At 61.9% G+C, this 19,242-nt stretch carries 18 protein-coding genes; 7 read left to right on the top strand and 11 right to left on the bottom strand.

Annotated features, from left to right (window positions below):
* Positions 1-2: 2 nt before the first annotated feature.
* Genes FKL89_RS07850 through FKL89_RS07840 form a run of 3 tightly spaced genes read right to left on the bottom strand, consistent with a single transcriptional unit; the run spans position 3 to position 2,689 of the window.
* On the bottom strand, positions 3-878 hold the full coding sequence (locus FKL89_RS07850) for a branched-chain amino acid ABC transporter permease (RefSeq protein WP_156862232.1): 876 nt from the start codon (positions 876-878) through the stop codon (positions 3-5).
* A gap of 20 nt (positions 879-898) precedes the next feature.
* Positions 899-1,786: a sugar phosphate isomerase/epimerase family protein gene (locus FKL89_RS07845; RefSeq protein ID WP_156862231.1), complete on the bottom strand. Its 888-nt coding sequence runs from the start codon at positions 1,784-1,786 to the stop codon at positions 899-901.
* A 3-nt stretch (positions 1,787-1,789) separates the two neighbouring features.
* On the bottom strand, positions 1,790-2,689 hold the full coding sequence (locus tag FKL89_RS07840) for a 4-hydroxyphenylpyruvate dioxygenase (protein WP_156862230.1): 900 nt from the start codon (positions 2,687-2,689) through the stop codon (positions 1,790-1,792).
* A 251-nt stretch (positions 2,690-2,940) separates the two neighbouring features.
* Between FKL89_RS07840 and FKL89_RS07835 the strand changes: the two genes are divergently transcribed.
* A complete protein-coding gene (locus FKL89_RS07835) occupies positions 2,941-3,765 on the top strand; it encodes an IclR family transcriptional regulator domain-containing protein (RefSeq protein WP_238363537.1) in 825 nt (274 codons plus the stop codon).
* A 24-nt stretch (positions 3,766-3,789) separates the two neighbouring features.
* On the opposite strand, the gene aroB is transcribed toward FKL89_RS07835, so the two are convergent.
* Positions 3,790-4,887, bottom strand: a complete 1,098-nt coding sequence (gene aroB, locus FKL89_RS07830) for a 3-dehydroquinate synthase (protein ID WP_156862229.1) — start codon at positions 4,885-4,887, stop codon at positions 3,790-3,792.
* A 339-nt stretch (positions 4,888-5,226) separates the two neighbouring features.
* Between aroB and FKL89_RS07825 the strand changes: the two genes are divergently transcribed.
* Positions 5,227-5,586: a DUF1304 domain-containing protein gene (locus tag FKL89_RS07825; protein ID WP_156862228.1), complete on the top strand. Its 360-nt coding sequence runs from the start codon at positions 5,227-5,229 to the stop codon at positions 5,584-5,586.
* A gap of 195 nt (positions 5,587-5,781) precedes the next feature.
* Here the strand turns inward: FKL89_RS07825 and creD are convergent, their stop codons facing one another.
* From creD to FKL89_RS07800, 5 genes are all read right to left on the bottom strand, one after another.
* A complete protein-coding gene (creD, locus tag FKL89_RS07820) occupies positions 5,782-7,131 on the bottom strand; it encodes a cell envelope integrity protein CreD (RefSeq protein ID WP_156862227.1) in 1,350 nt (449 codons plus the stop codon).
* Positions 7,132-7,276: 145 nt separating this feature from the next.
* On the bottom strand, positions 7,277-8,704 hold the full coding sequence (gene creC, locus FKL89_RS07815) for a two-component system sensor histidine kinase CreC (protein WP_156862226.1): 1,428 nt from the start codon (positions 8,702-8,704) through the stop codon (positions 7,277-7,279).
* Between the two features lie 6 nt (positions 8,705-8,710).
* Entirely contained in the window at positions 8,711-9,439 is a 729-nt protein-coding gene (gene creB, locus FKL89_RS07810) for a two-component system response regulator CreB (protein ID WP_238363536.1), read from the bottom strand.
* A gap of 121 nt (positions 9,440-9,560) precedes the next feature.
* Positions 9,561-10,235, bottom strand: coding sequence for a histidine phosphatase family protein (locus FKL89_RS07805; RefSeq protein ID WP_156862224.1), 675 nt, complete (start codon positions 10,233-10,235; stop codon positions 9,561-9,563).
* 94 nt (positions 10,236-10,329) lie between these two features.
* Complete coding sequence (locus FKL89_RS07800; RefSeq protein ID WP_156862223.1) at positions 10,330-10,701, bottom strand: ArsR/SmtB family transcription factor; 372 nt, start codon at positions 10,699-10,701, stop codon at positions 10,330-10,332.
* 332 nt (positions 10,702-11,033) lie between these two features.
* Between FKL89_RS07800 and FKL89_RS07795 the strand changes: the two genes are divergently transcribed.
* The 5 genes from FKL89_RS07795 (at position 11,034) to FKL89_RS07775 (ending at position 17,376) form a co-directional block, all read left to right on the top strand.
* Entirely contained in the window at positions 11,034-12,005 is a 972-nt protein-coding gene (locus FKL89_RS07795; RefSeq protein WP_156862222.1) for an efflux RND transporter periplasmic adaptor subunit, read from the top strand.
* Positions 12,006-12,019: 14 nt separating this feature from the next.
* Positions 12,020-15,316, top strand: a complete 3,297-nt coding sequence (locus FKL89_RS07790) for an efflux RND transporter permease subunit (RefSeq protein ID WP_238363535.1) — start codon at positions 12,020-12,022, stop codon at positions 15,314-15,316.
* Positions 15,317-15,327: 11 nt separating this feature from the next.
* Positions 15,328-15,537 (top strand): YgaP family membrane protein, encoded by a 210-nt coding sequence (locus tag FKL89_RS07785; protein WP_156862221.1) that lies wholly within the window; start codon positions 15,328-15,330, stop codon positions 15,535-15,537.
* 23 nt (positions 15,538-15,560) lie between these two features.
* On the top strand, positions 15,561-15,992 hold the full coding sequence (gene trxC, locus FKL89_RS07780; protein ID WP_156862220.1) for a thioredoxin TrxC: 432 nt from the start codon (positions 15,561-15,563) through the stop codon (positions 15,990-15,992).
* A gap of 91 nt (positions 15,993-16,083) precedes the next feature.
* On the top strand, positions 16,084-17,376 hold the full coding sequence (locus tag FKL89_RS07775; RefSeq protein WP_156862219.1) for an NAD(P)/FAD-dependent oxidoreductase: 1,293 nt from the start codon (positions 16,084-16,086) through the stop codon (positions 17,374-17,376).
* 12 nt (positions 17,377-17,388) lie between these two features.
* Here the strand turns inward: FKL89_RS07775 and FKL89_RS07770 are convergent, their stop codons facing one another.
* Entirely contained in the window at positions 17,389-18,333 is a 945-nt protein-coding gene (locus tag FKL89_RS07770; RefSeq protein ID WP_156862218.1) for an AEC family transporter, read from the bottom strand.
* Between the two features lie 70 nt (positions 18,334-18,403).
* A complete protein-coding gene (locus FKL89_RS07765; RefSeq protein ID WP_156862217.1) occupies positions 18,404-19,240 on the bottom strand; it encodes a shikimate dehydrogenase family protein in 837 nt (278 codons plus the stop codon).
* Positions 19,241-19,242: the final 2 nt, after the last annotated feature.

The raw sequence follows: 19,242 nt of genomic DNA, 5'->3' as shown, positions 1-19,242 counted from the left end.
CGTCAGACCTTCCTTTCCTGCGGTGTACCAAGCAAACCGTCCGGCTTGACCAGGATCACGGCGAGAAACAGCAACAGCGCGACACCATCCTTGTACGCTGGCGTGATGTAGGCGCCCGCCAGATTTTCGAGCACACCGACCAGCACACCGCCCAGCAGTGCACCGCGCGAATTGTTGAAGCCGCCGATGATCGCCGCGAAGAACGCCTTCAGGCCGATGTTGTCACCCATATCGAACTTGGCGAGATAGGTCGGCGTAATCAGCAGCGCCGTCACGCACACCAGAATGGCGTTGATCGCAAACGTATAGAAAATCATCCGCTTGACGTTGATGCCTAGCGCTTCGGCGGAGAAGGTGTTCTGCGCCACCGCCTGCATGGCACGACCGGTAATCGTCCGGTTCAGGAACGTCTGCAGGCCGACCACCATCAGCCCGGCAAACACCAGCGCTCCGACGTCGGCATACGACACGGTGACGCCTGCCAGCTTGAACACTTCATCGCCAAAGATGCTCGGAAATGGATGCGGCTCGGCGCTGTAACCCGCCTTGACCAGCGACTTGAGGCCAATCGACAGACCCAGGGTCGCCACCACAACAGCCACGACACCGCTGCCGCGCATCGGGTCAACAATCCAGCGTTTGAACGCGGCACCGAGCACCACGACCGACAGCGCGACCGCGACGATGAACGACGCCCACAGCGGCAGACCGAACGACATGCCAATCAGCATGGCAAACGCTGGCAGCATGACGAACTCGCCCTGCGCAAAATTGATGGTGCCAGCGGCCTGCCAGAGCAGCGTGAAGCCGAGGGCGGCCATCGCATAGATCGCCCCCGTGGCCACGCCGCTCAGCAGGAGCTGCATGAAATCAGTCATGTAAATCCTCCTTGGTGTTCTTAGTGGCTGCCACGAACCAGTGTCCGCGGCAGACTGCGCCGTTCGCTCTGCGCCGCCACCCACATGGCGGCATCTCGCGCGCGCTGCGCCACGATGTCGACGGGCATCTGCAGGTAGTCGTCGTTGAAGACTTCAAAACTCCAGTCGCCGCGGTAGCCGGAACGATCAATCATGCGGATCATGCGTGACAGCTCTGCGCTGTGCACTCCTTCGCCGGGGAACACACGCAGGTGGCGCGCCGTCTCGATGCGTTCTTCCGGCGTGCGAACGGCCTTCCACAGAAAATCCGACAACTGCACGAAGGCGATACGTTCGCCCGGAATGGTGGCCAGCGCATCGAAATTGGTGCCATTGAGGCCGCAGTTGGCCAACACATGAAAGGCGTCGATGCAGACACCGAGATTGGCGCGATCAGCACGCTGCACAATCTCCCAGGACAACTCGAAGTCGCTGACGTGACGGCCCCACGACAGCGCTTCATAGCCGACCCGGATGCCGAGCGGCGTCGCCAGCATGGCAACCTTGCGCAGGTCGGCGGCGATGTGGTCAACGTCGCCCGAAGCATGGGCAGAAGTGGATGAGCAAATCAGCAAACGCTCGGCGCCGACGGCCTCGCACAGCTTGAGCATGGTCTTGACCGTTTCCACCTTGTAGCGGTGCAACGGCCCGGACAGGCCTTCGTAGTCACGCATCACCTGGATGCCATTGACGCGCAAACCGGAGAGCCGCACCTCGTTGAGCGCCGCCTCGTAACCATCGGGATGGCCCGCCAGATCCTTCGCCCACAGCGTGATCTGGCTGAAGCCCGCTGCGTTCGCTGCATCAAGCTTGCTTTCCAGCGAGCCCGGCAGGGTGATGGTGTCCATGGAGAAGTCGCCGAGATTCACGCGCTACTCCGTTGCGGGCAGATGGCTCTTGACGAACTCGAACGACGTCCCGCCCAGATAGGTGACGGCGCCACGATCACTGGTGTGCACCGAATCGCTCTCGACGAAATTGACGCCTCGCGCGCGCAACTGGCTGACCAGCTCCGTGATGTCAGGCGCACCAAAACCAACACGCGTGAGCTTTTCCTGCCACGCCAGCACGGCGGCCTGCTCCGGCGGTTCGACCAGCTGCAGATAGAACTGCAGACACGGGCTTTCCAGCAGCGTGCCTTTCGGCAGCACACCGAAATACTGCCCCTGGGGCAGCACCAGAAAGCCGAACAGTTCGCGGTAGAAGTCCACCCACTCGCGGGTACGGCCTTCCTCGATGGACTGCACGATGCCGAAGAAGTGCATACCGGCGATCGCCGGGTGCGCTTCGGCCGCTGACGGCAGCTTCTTGAAATCAACGTCGTAGATCGAAAATTCCTGATAGCGATCGACGAAATAGATGATGCTGTCACCGACCCCCGAAATGCCGGGAATGTTGAGTTCCATCGCACCGACGCGCGGCACGATTGGCCATGCGCCCTTTTCCACGCAGTGTTCGTACGCTGCAGCCGCATCGCGCACACGCAACGCGAAGGCCTTCAGACGTGGCGTCTGCGGTTCATCATCATCGCCGCCTGCGACACCGGCGACGGCCGGGTCGGCATTGACAATCACATTCATGCCGCCGGCGCGGTAGAGCACGATCTCACGGCTGCGATGACGGGCCACGGCAACGAAACCCAACTTTTCGAGCGCAGCGCCAAAGCTCTGCGGTTCATGTGTTGCGTATTCGACGTACTCAATGCCCGCTACGCCCAGAGGGTTGGCCGGGGGAGTCGTGCCGCTCTTTTGTTTGCTGACAGTTTCAGTCATTGCATGGATACCCTGTCATTTGTGCCTGTGCCAATTTTTCGAAGGGCAGCTGGCGAAGCTCATTTCGCCCCCTGCTACGCATTTGTTAAGCTTGCGATCTTGTTATTTTTTGTGCGATTAACGAACAAGTGTGCGATAATAGAACACAGTACTTGATTTGAGTCAAGCGAAAGTTCCTGTCAGGCAGCGTCGCCGAGGCGCAAGACGGCAGACGCGCAGGATTCATTCGCCTCATTTGTTATCGGAAAGACGTGAAGAGCCCATCACCCAGCACAGACTCGCACGAACATCCGGCGACGCCGTCAACGACGGTTAGTCTGGAAGTCTCGCGTGCCGACATGATCGACGGCCTGCGCAAGGGGCTGGAGGTGATCTGCGCGTTCGACGACACCACGCCAAAGCTCACACAGAGCGAGCTCGCGCAACGGCTGGACCTGAGCCGTGCTGCCGCGCGGCGCTATCTGATGACACTCAGTGCGCTTGGCTACATGGCCACCGATGGCAAGGCTTTCTGGCTGACGCCGAAGGTGATGCGGCTGGGGCACTCCTATCTGGCGTCGGCCCGGCTGCCGCGTACGGTGATGCCGGTGCTGCAGACGCTCACCAACACCATCGGCGAATCGACCAATCTGGCAGTTCTGGAGGACGCGGATGCGGTCTACATCGGTCGCGTCAGCGCGCCGAAGCTGCTCTCCACGCTAATCGAGCCTGGCACCCGCCTGCCCGCGCACACGTCGGCCGCCGGCCGTTTGCTGCTGAGCTATCTGCCGCCGGACGATCTGGAACGCTGGCTGGCGCGCACGCCACTCGGCGCCTTCACGCCATTCACCGTGACTGACAAGGAAGCACTGCGCCGCGAGCTGACTAAAGTCCGCAAACAGGGGTATTGCGTCACCGAAGGTCAGTTTGAGCTTGGACTGCGCGGTGTTGCTGTACCGTTGATTGACAGCACAGGTGCGGCGGTCGGTGCTATCAGCGCGTCAATGGCGATTTCGTCGATGACGCCAGCGGTGTCAGTGCGGCGCTGCGTACCGCCGCTCAAGGCTGCGGCGGAGCAGTTGCGTAGCCGGCTCTAGCCCACGTTGTCAGCCGCCGCAGCCTCAGGCGTCCGCCACGGCGCTACGCGTCTGCAGGAACTCAAGCAGGCGGTCTTCGGCAACGCTGCGATACAGGTAGGCCTCGCCCAGGCGCTTCAGCAACACCAGCGTCACGGCGCCACCTTCGTTCTTCTTGTCGCGCTGCATGTGCGCGATCAGCTTGCGCGGATCACACTCGGGCAGCGCGATCGGCAGTCTCACTGCAGTGAACAAAGCCCGGACGCGGGTCACATCCGCTGTCGAAATGTGCCCCAGCTCCTGCGACAACTCGGCTGCCAGCACGCAGCCGGCCGCCACTGCCTCGCCGTGCATCCAGGCGCCGTAACCCATTTCCGTTTCGATGGCGTGACCGAAGGTGTGGCCCAGATTGAGCAGAGCACGAATACCCAGCGTCTCGCGCTCGTCGCGCTTCACGACGTCGGCCTTGATGCGGCAGGAATGGGCGATCACCCGCGCCAGGGTATCGTCATCGCGGGTGATGAGCTTGTCGACGTCGCGCTCCAGCTCCGCCAGATGCGGTGCGTCGAAGATCAGCGCATGCTTGATGATCTCGGCAAGACCAGAGGCGTATTCACGTGGCGGCAGGCTTTTCAGGGCGGCAGTGTCGGACAACACCGCCTGCGGCTGATAGAAAGCACCGATCATGTTTTTGCCCAGTGGATGGTTGATCGCCGTCTTGCCACCCACCGACGAATCCACCTGCGCCAGCAGCGTGGTAGGCATCTGCACGAAGGGAATGCCGCGCTGGTACGTCGCAGCGGCATAGCCGGCAACGTCACCGATGACGCCGCCGCCGAGCGCGAGAATGGTCGTCTTGCGGTCGCACTTCGCTGCCAGCATGACGGAATAGATGGTGTCCAGCGATTCCGCCGTCTTGAAGGCCTCGCCGTCCGGAAGAATGATCTCCACCACCTGCTTGCCCAGCGCGCGCGCCGAATCGCTCACCCGCTTCAGGAACAGTGGCGCCAGCGTCTCGTTGGTGACGACGGCGACCGTGGTGCCGGAGATGAACGGTTTCAGGGCGTCGGCGCTGCCCATCAGATGCGGGCCAATGTGAATCGGATACGGACGATCAGCGAGCGAGACCTGGACTGTTTGCATGGAAGCGATTCGGACGGGTGGTTACCGGAATTGAAGGGGAACGGCAGGCGAATTTGGCTATCAGCTTTTTCACCGAATCCTTATTCGACAAGGGCTTAAGCCAAAAATAACGTGAAATCGACTTTTGCCAATATTTGCGCTGAGGCCGCATCCTGACGTCATTCTATGAAAAAGCCGCCTTGTCCAGCGATCAGCCAGAAGCATACCGAAGACAGCGTCCGACAATTCATACGCAGCGCAACGCTTGCCTGACGCTCGCTTCCGCGGTAGCGTTGCGCCCCTCCCGCCTGACTCCGTGCTGCAACGTCGGCGCCGAACAAAAACAGGAAATAAACTGCCATGAAAACCGTCGCCAACGTCATCGTCGCACTGGTTGCGCTGATCCACATCTACATCGTCTACCTCGAGATGTTCCTGTGGACCACACCGAAAGGGCAAAAGGCCTTCGGCATCACTGCCGACTTCGCACAGCAGTCGAAGGCGCTTGCCGCCAATCAGGGGCTGTACAACGGCTTTCTCGCGGCTGGGCTGATCTGGGGTCTGATCAAGGGCGACGCAGCGGGCTACGAGATCAAGCTGTTCTTTCTCGCCTGCGTGCTGGTCGCTGGCCTCTACGGCGCGGCTACGGCGACCAAAAAGATCCTCTATATCCAGGCCCTGCCGGCACTGCTTGGCATTGCGGCGTTGCTGCTGGCATAGCCGACATACTCTGCCCTCCGACGTTGGCGACGCGGCCGCCCGGGCCGCTTTGCCGCTAATCGCAGTTCGGCGGGAATGGCCTGGCTGGCGCGCGACAACATCGCCAGTTGTGCATCCACCAACGCCCGCCACGCCAGGCGCAATTGCCGGTCATCGCTGATGGCTGGCGGTTGCCACCCGGTGGCACACCAAGGGTCAGGCGCCTTCATTGAGGCCTCCCCACTTGACGTGGCGCGTCAGCAACATCACCCCTGCAAGCACCGCGAACACCAGCAGCGAGCCGGCCAGCAGTGCATGCTGCTCCGACTGCAGCACCATATACAAAACGCAGTAGAGCACCGCAAGCCCCGCCGACATCGGTAGCGCTCGCTGCCAGCCGCCCAGGACTGCCTTCGCATACACCGTCAGCAGGGCCACGCAGGCCACAGCCGCTGTCACATACGCCTTGATGAAGGCGATGTGCTCGGACAAACTCAATAGCAGCAGGAAGAACACGGCCATCGCCGCACCGATCAGCAAATACTGCACCGGATGCACGGCCTGCCCCTTCAACACCTCCAGCAGCACAATGCCGGCAAAGGTGAGAACGATGAAGAGAATGCCGTACTTCGTTGCGCGGTCCGACAGTGACGCCGGATTGACCGGGTCAATGAAGTCCACGCCGAAGGATTGCAGACATCCCTTCGTCGACGAGCGCGTCTGCGCACAGCCTGCCGCGCTGCTGCCGAGCTGCGAGCGGGCCTGAGCGGCGAGCGAAGAGACGCTCCAGCGCGCGTCAAATCCCTGCGCCGATACGGTTCGCGTCAAGGGTAGAAATTCACCACCAAATGAAGGGTGCGGCCAGTCCGATTTCAGTGTGACCGTGTTGTCCACCGCCAGGGGAACAAAGCCGACTGATTCGATACCGACCAGATCCACGACAAGGCGCAAGCGCAGCGGTGCATCCAGCGCACTTTCAGCCACCGGCAGCTTCGCCTCAAACCCCCGGTTGAAAGTTCCACCATTTGTGCTGGGTTTGACCTCAAGATCACCATTGGGGCCACGCAGCCGAACCGCCCGGATACCGCGCGGATCGGTGACCGTGAACTCGATCAGCGGCGCATCGCAGCGAACGGCAACAGCGGGTGCTTTCAGCGGCAAGACTGCCAGATCCCTTGCGGTCTTCCAGTCCACCACTTCTTCAGCGTTCAATGCGTACGAATTCACCTTGTAGAGCCCGCGGTAGCGCGGTTCGATCTTGCTCTCTGTCGTCCATGAGGATGACTGTGGCAGCGAGCGGAGAACGGTCCGCACTTCGCTGCGCTCCACCGTCTTTTCCTTGTCCTTTATCACCGTGGCCTCGAAAGTCTCGACGCACCGGCGGGTCAGCACCATCCCGGCCAGTGTTTGTGCGCCAGCGAGGCTGCCTTCGATACTTGCCGCCGCCTGCGCCCGATACGCCACGCGCTCGTTGGCCAGTCCGCCGATCATCGACAAACCCATCATCAACACCAGTAACACCGCCGCCAGTGAAACCGCCTTCACCAGCAATGAGAACCGCCGCATCGTTGCACTCCATTCGTTGGAAACAGAGCGCAATATCAGCCGCGAATGTGCGCAGAAAATGAAGCGTGTGAAGTCTGTGTGAAGTACGTGCTTCGAGCGGAGGTCGCCCAACGGCAATCCACTGCCAAGTGCCGGGGAAGGTGTTCTAGATGCCAGTACCCGATGGAATCGACAATCGCACGATCGTCGGCGCGCTGGTGCACTCGACGCGCAAGTCACCGCCGTGCAGCAGCGCGACCTGCCGGGCAATTGCGAGCCCCAGTCCGCTGCCCTTGGGGCGCCCATCCGGACGTGGCGTCGAGATGAATCGCTCACCGATCCGCTCCTGCACGAAGGGCGCAAACCCGGGACCATCGTCACCGACGTCAATGCAAACGGTGGTTCCGACTGTACTGGCTGTCAACCGCACCAGGCCGCCGCACGGTGAAAATTCGATTGCGTTGTGCAGCAGGTTATCCACCGCGAGCTGCAGGCTCTCGCGGTCACCCATCACGTCGGCCGATGAATCATCACAGACCACCTGCACGCCGGCCTGATCGGCGTGCGCCGCGCAGTGAGCACGCGCTTGATCGAACAACGCTGAAAGATTGATGCGCGCTAGCTGCGCCGGTGCAGCCAACTGCTCAAGTTTCGAGAGCTCCAGCAGACGCTCTACCGTGGAATGCATGCGCTCGCTCTGCGACACCACGTTGTCCGCGAAATGAACGCGATCCGCATCACTCATCGGCTCGCGCAGCAGTTCGCCCGCGCCTCGTATGGCAGCGATGGGGGACTTCAGTTCGTGCGTCAGCGCACGGACCGTGTTCTCGACGTAGCGCTGCCCTTCCAGACGCTCGCGCATCGCGCCCATTGACCGCGCCAGTTTGCCCAGCTCGCCCGGCAAGGCCGGCACGGCCGAGCGGCGCCCGGCATCCACCGCGTCGGCATAACGCGCCAGACGGCGTACGCCGCTCACAATCCAGAGCGTTGCTGCTACGCCCACAATCAGGGAGAGCGCAAGCAGCCAGGCGCCGCCAGCAAGAATCTTTCGTTCCGCTCGCTCAACGAACGGCGCGACCGTGCTGGTCGCCTTGGCCAGGCTCAGCACGCCTATTGTCCTGCCATCGCGTACGATCGGCGCCGCAACGTGAAACACCGACGTATCGACGTCGTTCACCGTCGCCGTGCTGGTGCGGGCGCCATACTGGCCTCTGAGCGTCAGCAGAATGTCGCGCCACCTTGAAAAGTCCTGCCCAACTGCGCGGTTCTCCGAGTCAAACTGCACGACGCCCTGGCCGTCGGTGACATAGACGCGAAAGTCCACGCTCTCCTTGCGGAAGCCGTGGACCTGCGCTTCCGGGTTGCGGGCGTTGTAGGCCTTCAGTGCCCGTGCGAAGTCACCGCTGTTGATCGTTCCCTTCGCCAGTTCGGGCGCTGCCAGCTCCGCGAGCATGTGTGCCGAGTCGATCATCATGTCTTCCATGACCTCCGCGACCGACGGCTTGATTTCGTTCACGAACACCGTCAGCACAAAGAACGCGGCCAATCCGATGATGGCAAAAACCGCAAACAGCAGACGGATGCCCAAGTGCATGATTGATCAGTCGGTAATGCTGTACCCGAGGCCCCGATGCGTCGTGATCGGGTCGAGGTCAATGCGCAAGGCCTTGAGCTTCGCACGTAAAGTCTTGATGTGGGTATCCACAGTACGATCACCACTTTCTGCATCCGTCCCCCATGCTGCATCAAGCAGCATGTCACGCGAGCAGATTCGGCCCGGCCGCTCAAGCAGTGTCCGCAGTAGCAAATATTCGCGGCGCGTCAGGTTGAGCACCTCGCCAGCAAACAGGACCCGTTGCCCTGGGGCATCAACAACGAACCGAGCTGGGGCTGGCGGCGGCGGTACCGCTGAAGACACCCGTCGCAACACCGTGCGCACCCGCAGGCTCACCTCGCGTGGACTAAACGGTTTGACCACGTAATCGTCGGCCCCCAGCTCCAGCCCAACCACGCGATCAACCTCCTCGCTGCGCGCCGTAAGCAGGATGATCGGCAGGTCACTCCTCCCGGGCGTCGCACGAATTTCGCGGCACAGGTCAAAACCGGTGCCATCCGGCAAACCAACGTCGAGGATCACCAGCGCTGGTGCCGCTCCCGCACCACTGAGCTCGCGTCGGGCGTCCGCCAGCAGTCGCACATGCACCGGCGTAAAGCCATCGGTGCGCAGGGCGTAGGCCAGCGTCTCGGCGATCGCGTCCTCATCCTCGACGATGAGGATGCGTGGCTTGTCCGTAATGTCGTGGGTAGAAATACGCGGTTTCGGTTGCAAAGGATCTGGCCTGAGCATATGCCATCGGTTGCTTCCGTTCGCCGCCGGCGGCAAGGCCAACGTATATCAAGCACCTACCCGCAGCGGTACACATCGGCGGATGTCGCCGCCCTGCCCGCGCTCATGCGTGAGTGATCCACGACCGGTACGCGGGCGCTTCGAGATGTGGCAGCGTGTTGTAGGTGATGAGCGCGTGCCGCTTCGGTGTGACTGCGAATTCGGTCACTGCACTGTTGCGCATGCGCATGTTGAGATCGATGGTGGTCTCCGGCGTCGTACCCAGCACCAGCCCGACCGCAGTCGAAATCGGCCCACCGCTGGACACGATCAGTACGTCAACATCAGCGTGTTCAGCGCGAACGTGGTCGATGGCGTCCTGCACGCCGGCACGGAACGCCGCATAGCTGATCATGCCCTCGGGCGCGGTACGCCCCTGCATCCATGCTGCAATGCCTTCCCGCAGCAGGCGAAAATGTGCGCGCACGCCATCTGGTGTCGTCGGCCGCTGCAGCGGCTCGGGATGGATGGCGCGGATGACCGCGTCGCCGTCGAACTCGTTGAGCCCGGGCAACTCCCGCGCCTCAACCGCTCCAAGTTGCATGCCCTCCGCGATACCGGCAAAGGTCTGCCGGTGCCGCTTCAGCGTACCGGTCAGCACCACGTCGAACTGCTGCCCCTGCTCGCGAAAGTGCTCCCCCAGACGAACGCTCTGACGCTGACCCAGTTCGCTCAGGTTGTCGTAGTCCGCAGCGCCGAATGACGCCTGACCGTGCCGTACAAGATACAGATTGCCCATGCTGACAATTGTCGCAAACAGCCCGACTGGCGATTAGAACGGGAATTCCAAAGCTTGCGCGGTGCGAATCCAGCGAATGACTCTGCGCCGGTCGCTAGCCGGCATTCGCCGCCTTGCTCGCAATAGCCGCAGCTGGCGACACAAATAGCGCCCGCTCTTCGGCCGCACGATCGAGTTTGCGTGCGATGTTGCCGCACACCAGATCGCACAGCTCATAGATCGACGTGTCGGCAATCCGGTAGTAGGCACTATTGCCGCGGCTCTCGCGGGCGACCAGACCATGCTGCGTCAACAGGCTCAGGTGCCGGGAAATATTGGCGGAGGTGTAGCCGCAAAGCTCGGCCAGTTCGCCGACATTGCGCTCCTTCTCACGCAGCAGATTCAGGATTTGCAGGCGGGTTGGCTCTGACAGAGCCTGAAAGTAGGCCGCTACCTGAGTGAGCGCTTCGGGAGGGAGTCCATTCATTGCCGGGCACGGAGCTGGGTTCAAAGTCACGATGTTGCCTCAAGACGTCTTGATCGACAAATATTTGACCAATCTCACAATTACGCACTTGACTATTTAACTACTTGCGCAAATAATACATCAAACTTCACGATGTGAACACCGCCATGAAGATGTTTCGCTCATTTCGCCAATTTCGACTTTCGCTCCCGCCGCACCGTGGCCAGTCGCGGCGCGTCATCGCGTTCGTGCTTGTGGGGCTAACTGCGGAGATTGCCATTACATCAGCGTCGCTCGCGCAGTCCAGCGGAGGTGCCCCGGCGAAATCGAATTCGGAAGCGAGTACCGCCTCGATGCTGCCAACCGTCGTGGCGCGTGGCGCGACCAACGGCGAACAGGCTGCGTATGACGGGGTGGTTGAGGCCGTACGTCAGACAGTGATCGCCGCGCAGGTGCCTGGCGCCATCGTGCAACTGGACGTCAAGGCGGGCGACCGCGTGAAGGCAGGTCAAGTCCTGCTGCGTATCGACGCCCGTGCTGCTGATCAAGCGGCGGTCGCCAGCGAGGCGCAGGTGCAGGCTGCGCGCGCGTCGCTGGATGTAGCGAAGGCGGACCTTGCGCGCCAGCAGCAACTCTTTCAGAAGAACTACATCAGTCCGGCTGCTCTGGAGCGTGCGCAGGCACAGTTCAAGGCCACCGAAGCGCAGGTCAACGCGCAGTTGGCGCAGGCAGGTGCTGCCCGCACGCAAACCGGTTTCCACGTGGTCCGCGCGCCCTATGCGGGTGTGGTGTCGGAGGTGCCAGTCACGCTCGGTGACATGGCGATGCCAGGGCGCTCTCTGGTCACGATCTACGACCCGACCGCGCTGCGAGTCACTGCTGCGGTGCCACAAACCGCCCTGAACGGTTTGCCCACGGGCAGCGCGCCTGCGGCCAAAGCCGAGCTCCCCGGCCTGCCGGCAGCAGCGCAATGGCCCGCAACGGTGCGCACACAGGTGTTGCCAACCGTGGACGCCAGCACACATACCTCACAAGTGCGCCTCGACCTGTCGGGCGATCTCGTCGGCGTTACGCCTGGCATGTTCGCCCGCGTCTGGATTGCCAGCAAGAGTGCCGCTGCGGCCGCCCGAATCTCCGTGCCAGCAAGCGCCATCGTGCGTCGCAGCGAATTGACCAGTCTCTACGTGCTGAGCAGCAGCAACCAGCCGCTGCTGCGCCAGGTACGACTCGGCCGCAGCGAGGGCGACAAGGTTGAGGTGCTCTCCGGACTCAGCGATGGCGAGCGCGTGGTCACCGAGCCGCAGCTCGCGGCGCGCATTCGCTGATCTGGAGCACACCCATGTCGCAAGTGACTTCAACCCGAACAGACAGCGCGGCACCGATGGGGATGTCGGGTCGTATCGCCGCGTTCTTCCAGAGTGCACAGATCACGCCACTCCTCGCGCTGGTCGCCTTGCTGCTCGGTGTCTTTGCCGTGCTCGTCACCCCGCGGGAAGAAGAGCCGCAGATCAACGTCACCATGGCCAATGTGCTGATCCCGTTTCCCGGCGCGGCAGTGCGGGACGTGGAGCAGATGGTCGCCGGCCCGGCCGAGCAGGTGCTGGCGCAGATTTCGGGCGTCGAGCACGTGATGTCGATCTCGCGACCTGGCCTCGCGGTGATCACAGTGCAATTCAAGGTAGGGGTTGGGCGCACCGAGGCGCTGGTACGACTGTACGACACCGTGAATTCGAACGCTGACTGGCTGCCGAAGGGTCTGGGCGTGCTCGACCCGATCATCAAGCCGAAAGGCATCGATGACGTACCGATTGTCACGCTGACACTGTTCAGCAAAACAGCCGACACGGGCGCCTTCGATCTGGAACGCGTGGCGCACAGCATTGAGACGGACATCAAACGGGTGAACGGCACCCGTGAGGTGGTGACAGTGGGTGGTCCTGGACGCGCCATAGTGGTCGAAATCGACCCAACGCGCATGGCCGCCGTCGGCGTGACGGTAGGCGACTTGCGCAACACGCTGCAATCGGCCAACCTGGGCTTGCCGGTGGGTGACCTGCTCAGTGGCAACAAGGCGGTGGCCGTCGAATCGGGTCCGTTCCTGCGGCAGGCCAGCGAAGTCGGTGATCTGGTGGTCACGGCGCGTGCCGGCAAACCGGTGTTTCTGCGCGACGTGGCAAGCATTCGCGACGGCGCACTACCAGCCAGCCGCTATGTCTGGCACGGCACGGCAGACAAGGATGGCAAGCCGGGCGCCGAATATCCCGCTGTGACCGTGAGTGTCACCAAGAAGCCCGGCGAGAACGCCATCGACGTCGCCAACGCCGTGATGAAGCGCGTGGAGAGCTTGCGCAACACGGTGATCCCGGCGGATGTCGAAGTCGCCGAGACACGCAACTACGGCGCCACCGCCAACGACAAGGCGCAGAAGCTGATCCAGAAACTGCTGTTCGCGACGATCTCGGTGGTCGCGCTGGTGTTCTTTGCTCTCGGCCGCCGCGAAGCCGCCATTGTTGGCGCAGCGGTGATCCTGACGCTGACCGCCACGCTGTTCGCCTCGTGGGCGTGGGGCTTCACATTGAACCGGGTGTCGCTGTTCGCGCTGATTTTCTCGATCGGCATCCTGGTCGATGACGCGATCGTGGTGGTGGAAAACATCCACCGCCACCAGCAACTGCACCCCGGCAAAACACTCGCACAGATCATCCCCGGTGCTGTCGATGAGGTGGGCGGCCCGACCATCCTTGCCACGCTCACCGTTATTGCAGCGCTGCTGCCGATGGCCTTTGTGTCGGGGCTGATGGGGCCGTACATGAGCCCGATCCCCATTAACGCCAGCATGGGCATGCTGCTCTCGCTCGCGATTGCGTTCGTAGTGACGCCGTGGCTCGCCAGACTATGGATGAAAGCGACGGGACACACGTCCACCGGCTCGCACGCGGCTGGGCATGGCCTGGCCGCAAAGCTGGCACCGCTGTTCGAGCGCGTGTTCCGCCCGCTGCTGGACGCGAAGCGCGGCGGCCGCAATCGCAAACTGCTCGCACTGGGCGTGGCGGGTCTCATCGCGCTTTCGGTGCTGCTGCCGGTGCTGGGGCTGGTGCAACTCAAGATGCTACCCTTCGACAACAAGAGCGAGTTCCAGGTCGTCGTCGACATGCCAGCCGGCACCCCCGTCGAGCAGACTGCCGCCGTGATGCATGAGCTGGGCGCCTATCTGCGCACTGTGCCCGAAGTCACCGACTATCAGGCCTATGCCGGCACATCGGCACCGATCAACTTCAACGGCCTCGTACGCCAGTATTACCTGCGTGCCGGCGGCGAAGTGGGCGACCTGCAGGTCAATCTGCTCGACAAACACGCGCGCAGCGAAAAGAGCCATGCCATCGCCACCCGAGTGCGTCTGCACCTGCAGAAGATCGCGGCCCGCTTTGGTGCCAACGTAAAGGTAGTGGAGGTACCGCCCGGCCCACCCGTGCTGGCGCCCATCGTGGCCGAGATTTATGGTCCCGAAGCCGACGGTCGGCGTAACGTGGCGAAAACAGTGCGTACGGTGTTCGAGAAAACCACCGGCGTGGTCGATGTTGACGACAGCAGCATCGCCAGCGCGCCGAAGAAGCTGCTGATCGTGGATCGTCGCAAGGCCGCCATGCTGGGCGTGCCGCAACAGGCCATCGTGACTACCCTGCGTGCCGGGCTCGCCGGCGAGGCCACGGCCTGGCTGCACGACGCCGGCAAATACCCGGCCGCCGCGACGTTGCAGCTCCCCGCTGAGCGCCACGGCGATCTCGATGCGCTGTTGCAGTTGGCGGTACGCAGCACGGAGGGCAAGCTCGTTGCCATTCGCGAGCTGGTCACCGTGAGCGACACCGAGCGCGAACAGCCGGTGTATCACAAGGACTTGCTGCCGGTGAATTTCGTGGTCGGTGACATGGCGGGCAAGCTCGATTCGCCGCTCTACGGCATGTTCAGCATGCGCAGCGAGATCGCGGCGATCCAGGCGCCCAATGGCGGCGGACTGGTCGAATACTTCATCAAACCGCCTGCCGAGGCTTATCGCGACTACGCGATCAAATGGGACGGCGAGTGGCAGATCACTTTCGAGACATTCCGCGACATGGGCGCAGCCTATGCGGTCGGCCTGATCCTCATCTATCTGCTGGTGGTAGCGCAGTTTGGTTCGTACCTGACGCCGCTGATCATCATGGCACCGATTCCGCTCACCATCATTGGTGTCATGCCCGGCCACGCACTGCTTGGTTCGCAGTACACCGCGACCAGCATGATCGGCATGATCGCGCTGGCAGGCATCATCGTGCGCAACTCAATCCTGCTGGTGGACTTCATCAATCTGCAGGTGCGCGCCGGTGTGGCTTTTGCCGACGCCATCGTGCATTCGGCGATCACCCGCGCGCAGCCAATCATGTTGACCGGCGTGGCAGCGATGCTGGGCGCGTTCTTCATTCTCGATGACCCGATCTTCAACGGCCTCGCGATCTCACTGATCTTCGGAATATTTGTCTCGACCATCCTTACGCTGGTCGTCATCCCGATCCTCTACTACGTGGCCTACCGCAATCGCCTGTCGGCAATCACCGGCGGCGCGCTATCCGTTTCCGATTCGTCCCCGCAAACCGCTTAAGGAGTAATCCCATGACCTCATGGCAAGTTGTTCGTTTCATTGCAGGCACCTTCATCCTGCTGTCGCTGGCACTCGGTATCCCGGGCAGCCCGATTTTTGTGAGCCAGTGGTGGCTTGCGTTTACCGCGTTCGTTGGTGCCAATCTGCTGCAGAGCGCACTCACCCGCTGGTGTCTGATGGAAAGCATCCTGCGCAAATTTGGTGTGAAGTCAGGCTGCTGAGCAGTCGCGCACAGAGCATCTTCATGCATCTCGTTTGCCCAAAATGCGCAGCCGTGAATCGTGTACCCGATGAGCGACTGGGTGACAACCCGGTTTGCGGTGTCTGCAAAACGCCTGTCGCCGCGCCAGCCCCGTTCGCGCTGACCGATCTCACTTTCGCTTCTTACATCAAACACACCGAACAGCCCGTCGTGGTTGACTTCTGGGCGAGCTGGTGCGGGCCGTGTCGCATGATGGCGCCGCAGTTCGAACTGGCTGCCAGACAGTTGCCAGGCGTTCGATTCGCGAAGGTCGATACCGACGCGGAGCCGCAAACGGCATCGGAGTGGGGCATCCGCAGCATTCCAACCGTCATCCTTTTCCACGACGGTCGCGAAATTTCGCGGCAAGCGGGCGCGATGCGCGCTGCCGAAATCATCCAATGGATCAACAAGTCGTTGCCAGGCCAAACATGAATTCGCGAAGAAAGGCGGATCAGATGCCAGCTCGGGCGACCTGACGTAGCCGCAGGGCTGCGGCGTACATCAATCAGAAGGAGGACTCAACATGGCTCACATTGTCATTCTCGGCGCCGGTACAGGCGGCATGCCAGCAGCCTACGAACTGCGCGCCGCACTTGATCGCAGTCACCGCATAACCGTGGTCAACGCGGTGGACTACTTCCAGTTCGTGCCGTCGAACCCGTGGGCCGCAGTCGGCTGGCGGCAGCGTGAAGCAATCACCTTTCCCATCCGGCCGTACCTGGAAAAGAAAGGCATCGAATTCGTCGCGCAGCGGGTTACGCGCATCGATGCCGAAGGGAATACGCTCCAGTTGCTTGACGGCAGCGTACTCGGCTACGACTATCTGGTGATCACGACTGGCCCCAAACTCTCATTCGACGAAGTGCCCGGCGCCGGCCCGGAAGGCCACACCCGTTCGATCTGCACCATCGACCACGCGGAGCAGACGTGGGCCGACTATCAGAAATTCCTCGACGCTCCCGGTCCAGCCATCATCGGTGCGATGCCAGGCGCATCGTGCTTCGGGCCGGCGTACGAGTTCGCATTCATTTTCAACAAGGACCTCCAGCGCAGAAAGTTGCGCAACAAGGTGCCGCTGACGTTTGTTACAGCGGAACCATACGTCGGGCACATGGGCCTGGGCGGCGTGGGGGACTCCAAGTCAATGCTAGAGAGTGACTTCCGCAACAACGACATCAAATGGATTGCCAACGCGCGCGTGACCAAAGTTGAAGACGGGAAGATGTTCGTCACCGAACTGGACGACGCCGGTCAGGTGAAAAAGGAACACGAGCTGCCATTCAAATTCAGCATGATGCTGCCGGCCTTCAAAGGTGTCGATGCCGTTGCCGCGGTGGAAGGGCTGTGCAATCCGCGTGGATTCGTGCTGATTGACGAACATCAGCGCAGCAAGAAGTATCGCAACATCTTCTCCGCCGGCGTCTGTGTAGCGATCCCTCCGGTCGAAGCGACACCGGTGCCGACCGGCGCGCCGAAGACGGGCTACATGATCGAAACCATGGTGACTGCAATCGTGCACAACATTGCGGCAGAACTGAGTGGCAAAGCAGCCGACGCCAAAGGCACCTGGAACGCGATCTGTCTGGCCGACATGGGCGACACCGGTGCCGCGTTCGTCGCGTTGCCGCAGATCCCGCCACGCAATGTCAACTGGTTCAAGAAGGGCAAATGGGTGCACCTGGCCAAGGTGGCCTTCGAAAAGTACTTCATGTACAAGATGAAGAATGGTTCCTCGGAGCCCGTTTACGAGAAATATGTGCTCAAGGCGCTCGGGATTGAGCGCCTGGAAGGCGAGCCGAAATCTGGCGCGCGATAACGCGGTGCGCGGCTAACGCAGTGGTGCCGCGTCCAGCCACCAAAGCCAGGCAGTGATGGTAGCGAAGGATGCAACGGTGGTCGCCAGCAGGGTTGCTGCACAAAAGCCCTGTTGACCGTGTCGCTGTGCCAGCACCGCGTAGATACTGAGCATCGGCACAGCGGCGTAGAGCACGGCAGCCTTGGCCAATAGTGGATCGGTCGCGGGAAGCAACAACAACGTGCCAGCCACCGCAAGTGGATGCAGCAGCAACTTGCCGATGACCACAATGGCGATATCGGTACGCTGCCCGTCCAGTTGCAGCCCGACCAGCGAGCCACCAATCACGAACAGGGCGACCGGACTGGAAGCAGTCGCCAGCAATCCAAGTGTTGACGAGGCAAACGATGGCAATGGGATGCTCAGCGCCGAGAACACGATGCCGGCGCCAATGCCGTAGATCATCGGATTGCGCACGAGCCCACGTAACGATTGCAGGAGCGCTTGTTGCCAGCGCTGCGTGTTACCGGAACCGCCCTCCGCATAGGCCAGCCCCCAGGGGATCGTGATAAGGTTTTCGATCAGCGTGCACAGTGCGAGCGCCACCCCCGCGACCGGCCCGAACACCTGGACCGCGATCGGGTAGCCGATGAACGCACTATTCGACGAGCAGGCTCCCATCGCCTGCATCCCGCTCATCGCCTTGATATTGCCCCGCCACAGCCGCGCAAGCAACAACACCGTGACGAACGCTGCCATCGAGCCTGCACCGTAGGCAACTAGATAACTGGCGTCAAACACTTCGCCCAGTCGCCGCTGTGCAAACGCGCGGAACAGCAGCGCCGGAATGCAAAAGTAGAGGACAAACCGACCCAGCGCCTGATTGTCAGTCTTCGACAGCAGCCCGGAACGAACGGCGAGATAGCCGATCGCCATCAGTACGAAGATCGGGGCGGTGACTGACAGTATGGCAACCATCAGTCACCAGCTCCTGCCGCCGGGCGCGACTGACGCGCACTCTGCAGCCTTTGCGGTCGCACCGCCCTGCTCACGCGTACTTGATCTGCGCGACGTTGCGCAGCGTGTCCGCCGTGGTCGTCGGAAATCCGAAGTATTCGAGATAGGCCGGGATCTGCTCGAACAGCATGTCGGTGCCAACCTGGACGCGGCAGCCACGTGCCTGTACGGCCGCGAGGAACGCTGTCGTTTCGGCGCGCATGACCACTTCACCGACAAACGTGGTTGATGCGATGCGCGACACGTCCATGGGGAGTGGATCACCGGGGTTCATTCCCATTGGCGTCGCGTTCAGCGCGATGTCAAAGCCAGCGGGATCATTGCTACCGGTTTGCACATCAAGCGCAGGGTAGTGCTGTCTCAGTCTCGCGGCCAACGCCTCCATCGAAACGGTATTCACGTCGAACAACGCAATGCGGGAGACGCCTGCGGCCGCGAACGATGCTGCAATCGCAGAGCCGACACCGCCGCTACCCACCACCAGCACGCTGGCACCTGCCACGGTGATGCCCTTGCGTTTGACACCGCGAACGAAGCCTTCGCCATCAAACATGTCGCCTTCGAGCCTGCCATCCGCGCCGATTCGCACCGCGTTGCACGACCCTGCGACCGAGACCGTTGGCGTGACGCGATCAACCAGATCCACCACAGCGACCTTGTGGGGCATCGTAATCAGCGCGCCACGGATATTGGTCAGCGAAAATACGGCTCGCAGGAAGGCAGGAAAGTCATCGGGCTTGCAGCCCATGGGGACGACGCAGGCGTTGACGCCAATGCTGTCAAAGTACGGGTTGTAAATCATCGGCGCCTTGAAGCTGTGCGTCGGGTAACCGATGTGAGCGATGAGTTCTGTGTTGCCGGTAATCATGG

This window comes from Casimicrobium huifangae, assembly GCF_009746125.1.
In the GTDB taxonomy this organism is placed as follows: Bacteria; Pseudomonadota; Gammaproteobacteria; order Burkholderiales; family Casimicrobiaceae; genus Casimicrobium; species Casimicrobium huifangae.
The sequence above is the reverse complement of the archived record's forward strand: the minus strand, read 5'-3'. Positions and strand labels throughout refer to the sequence as shown.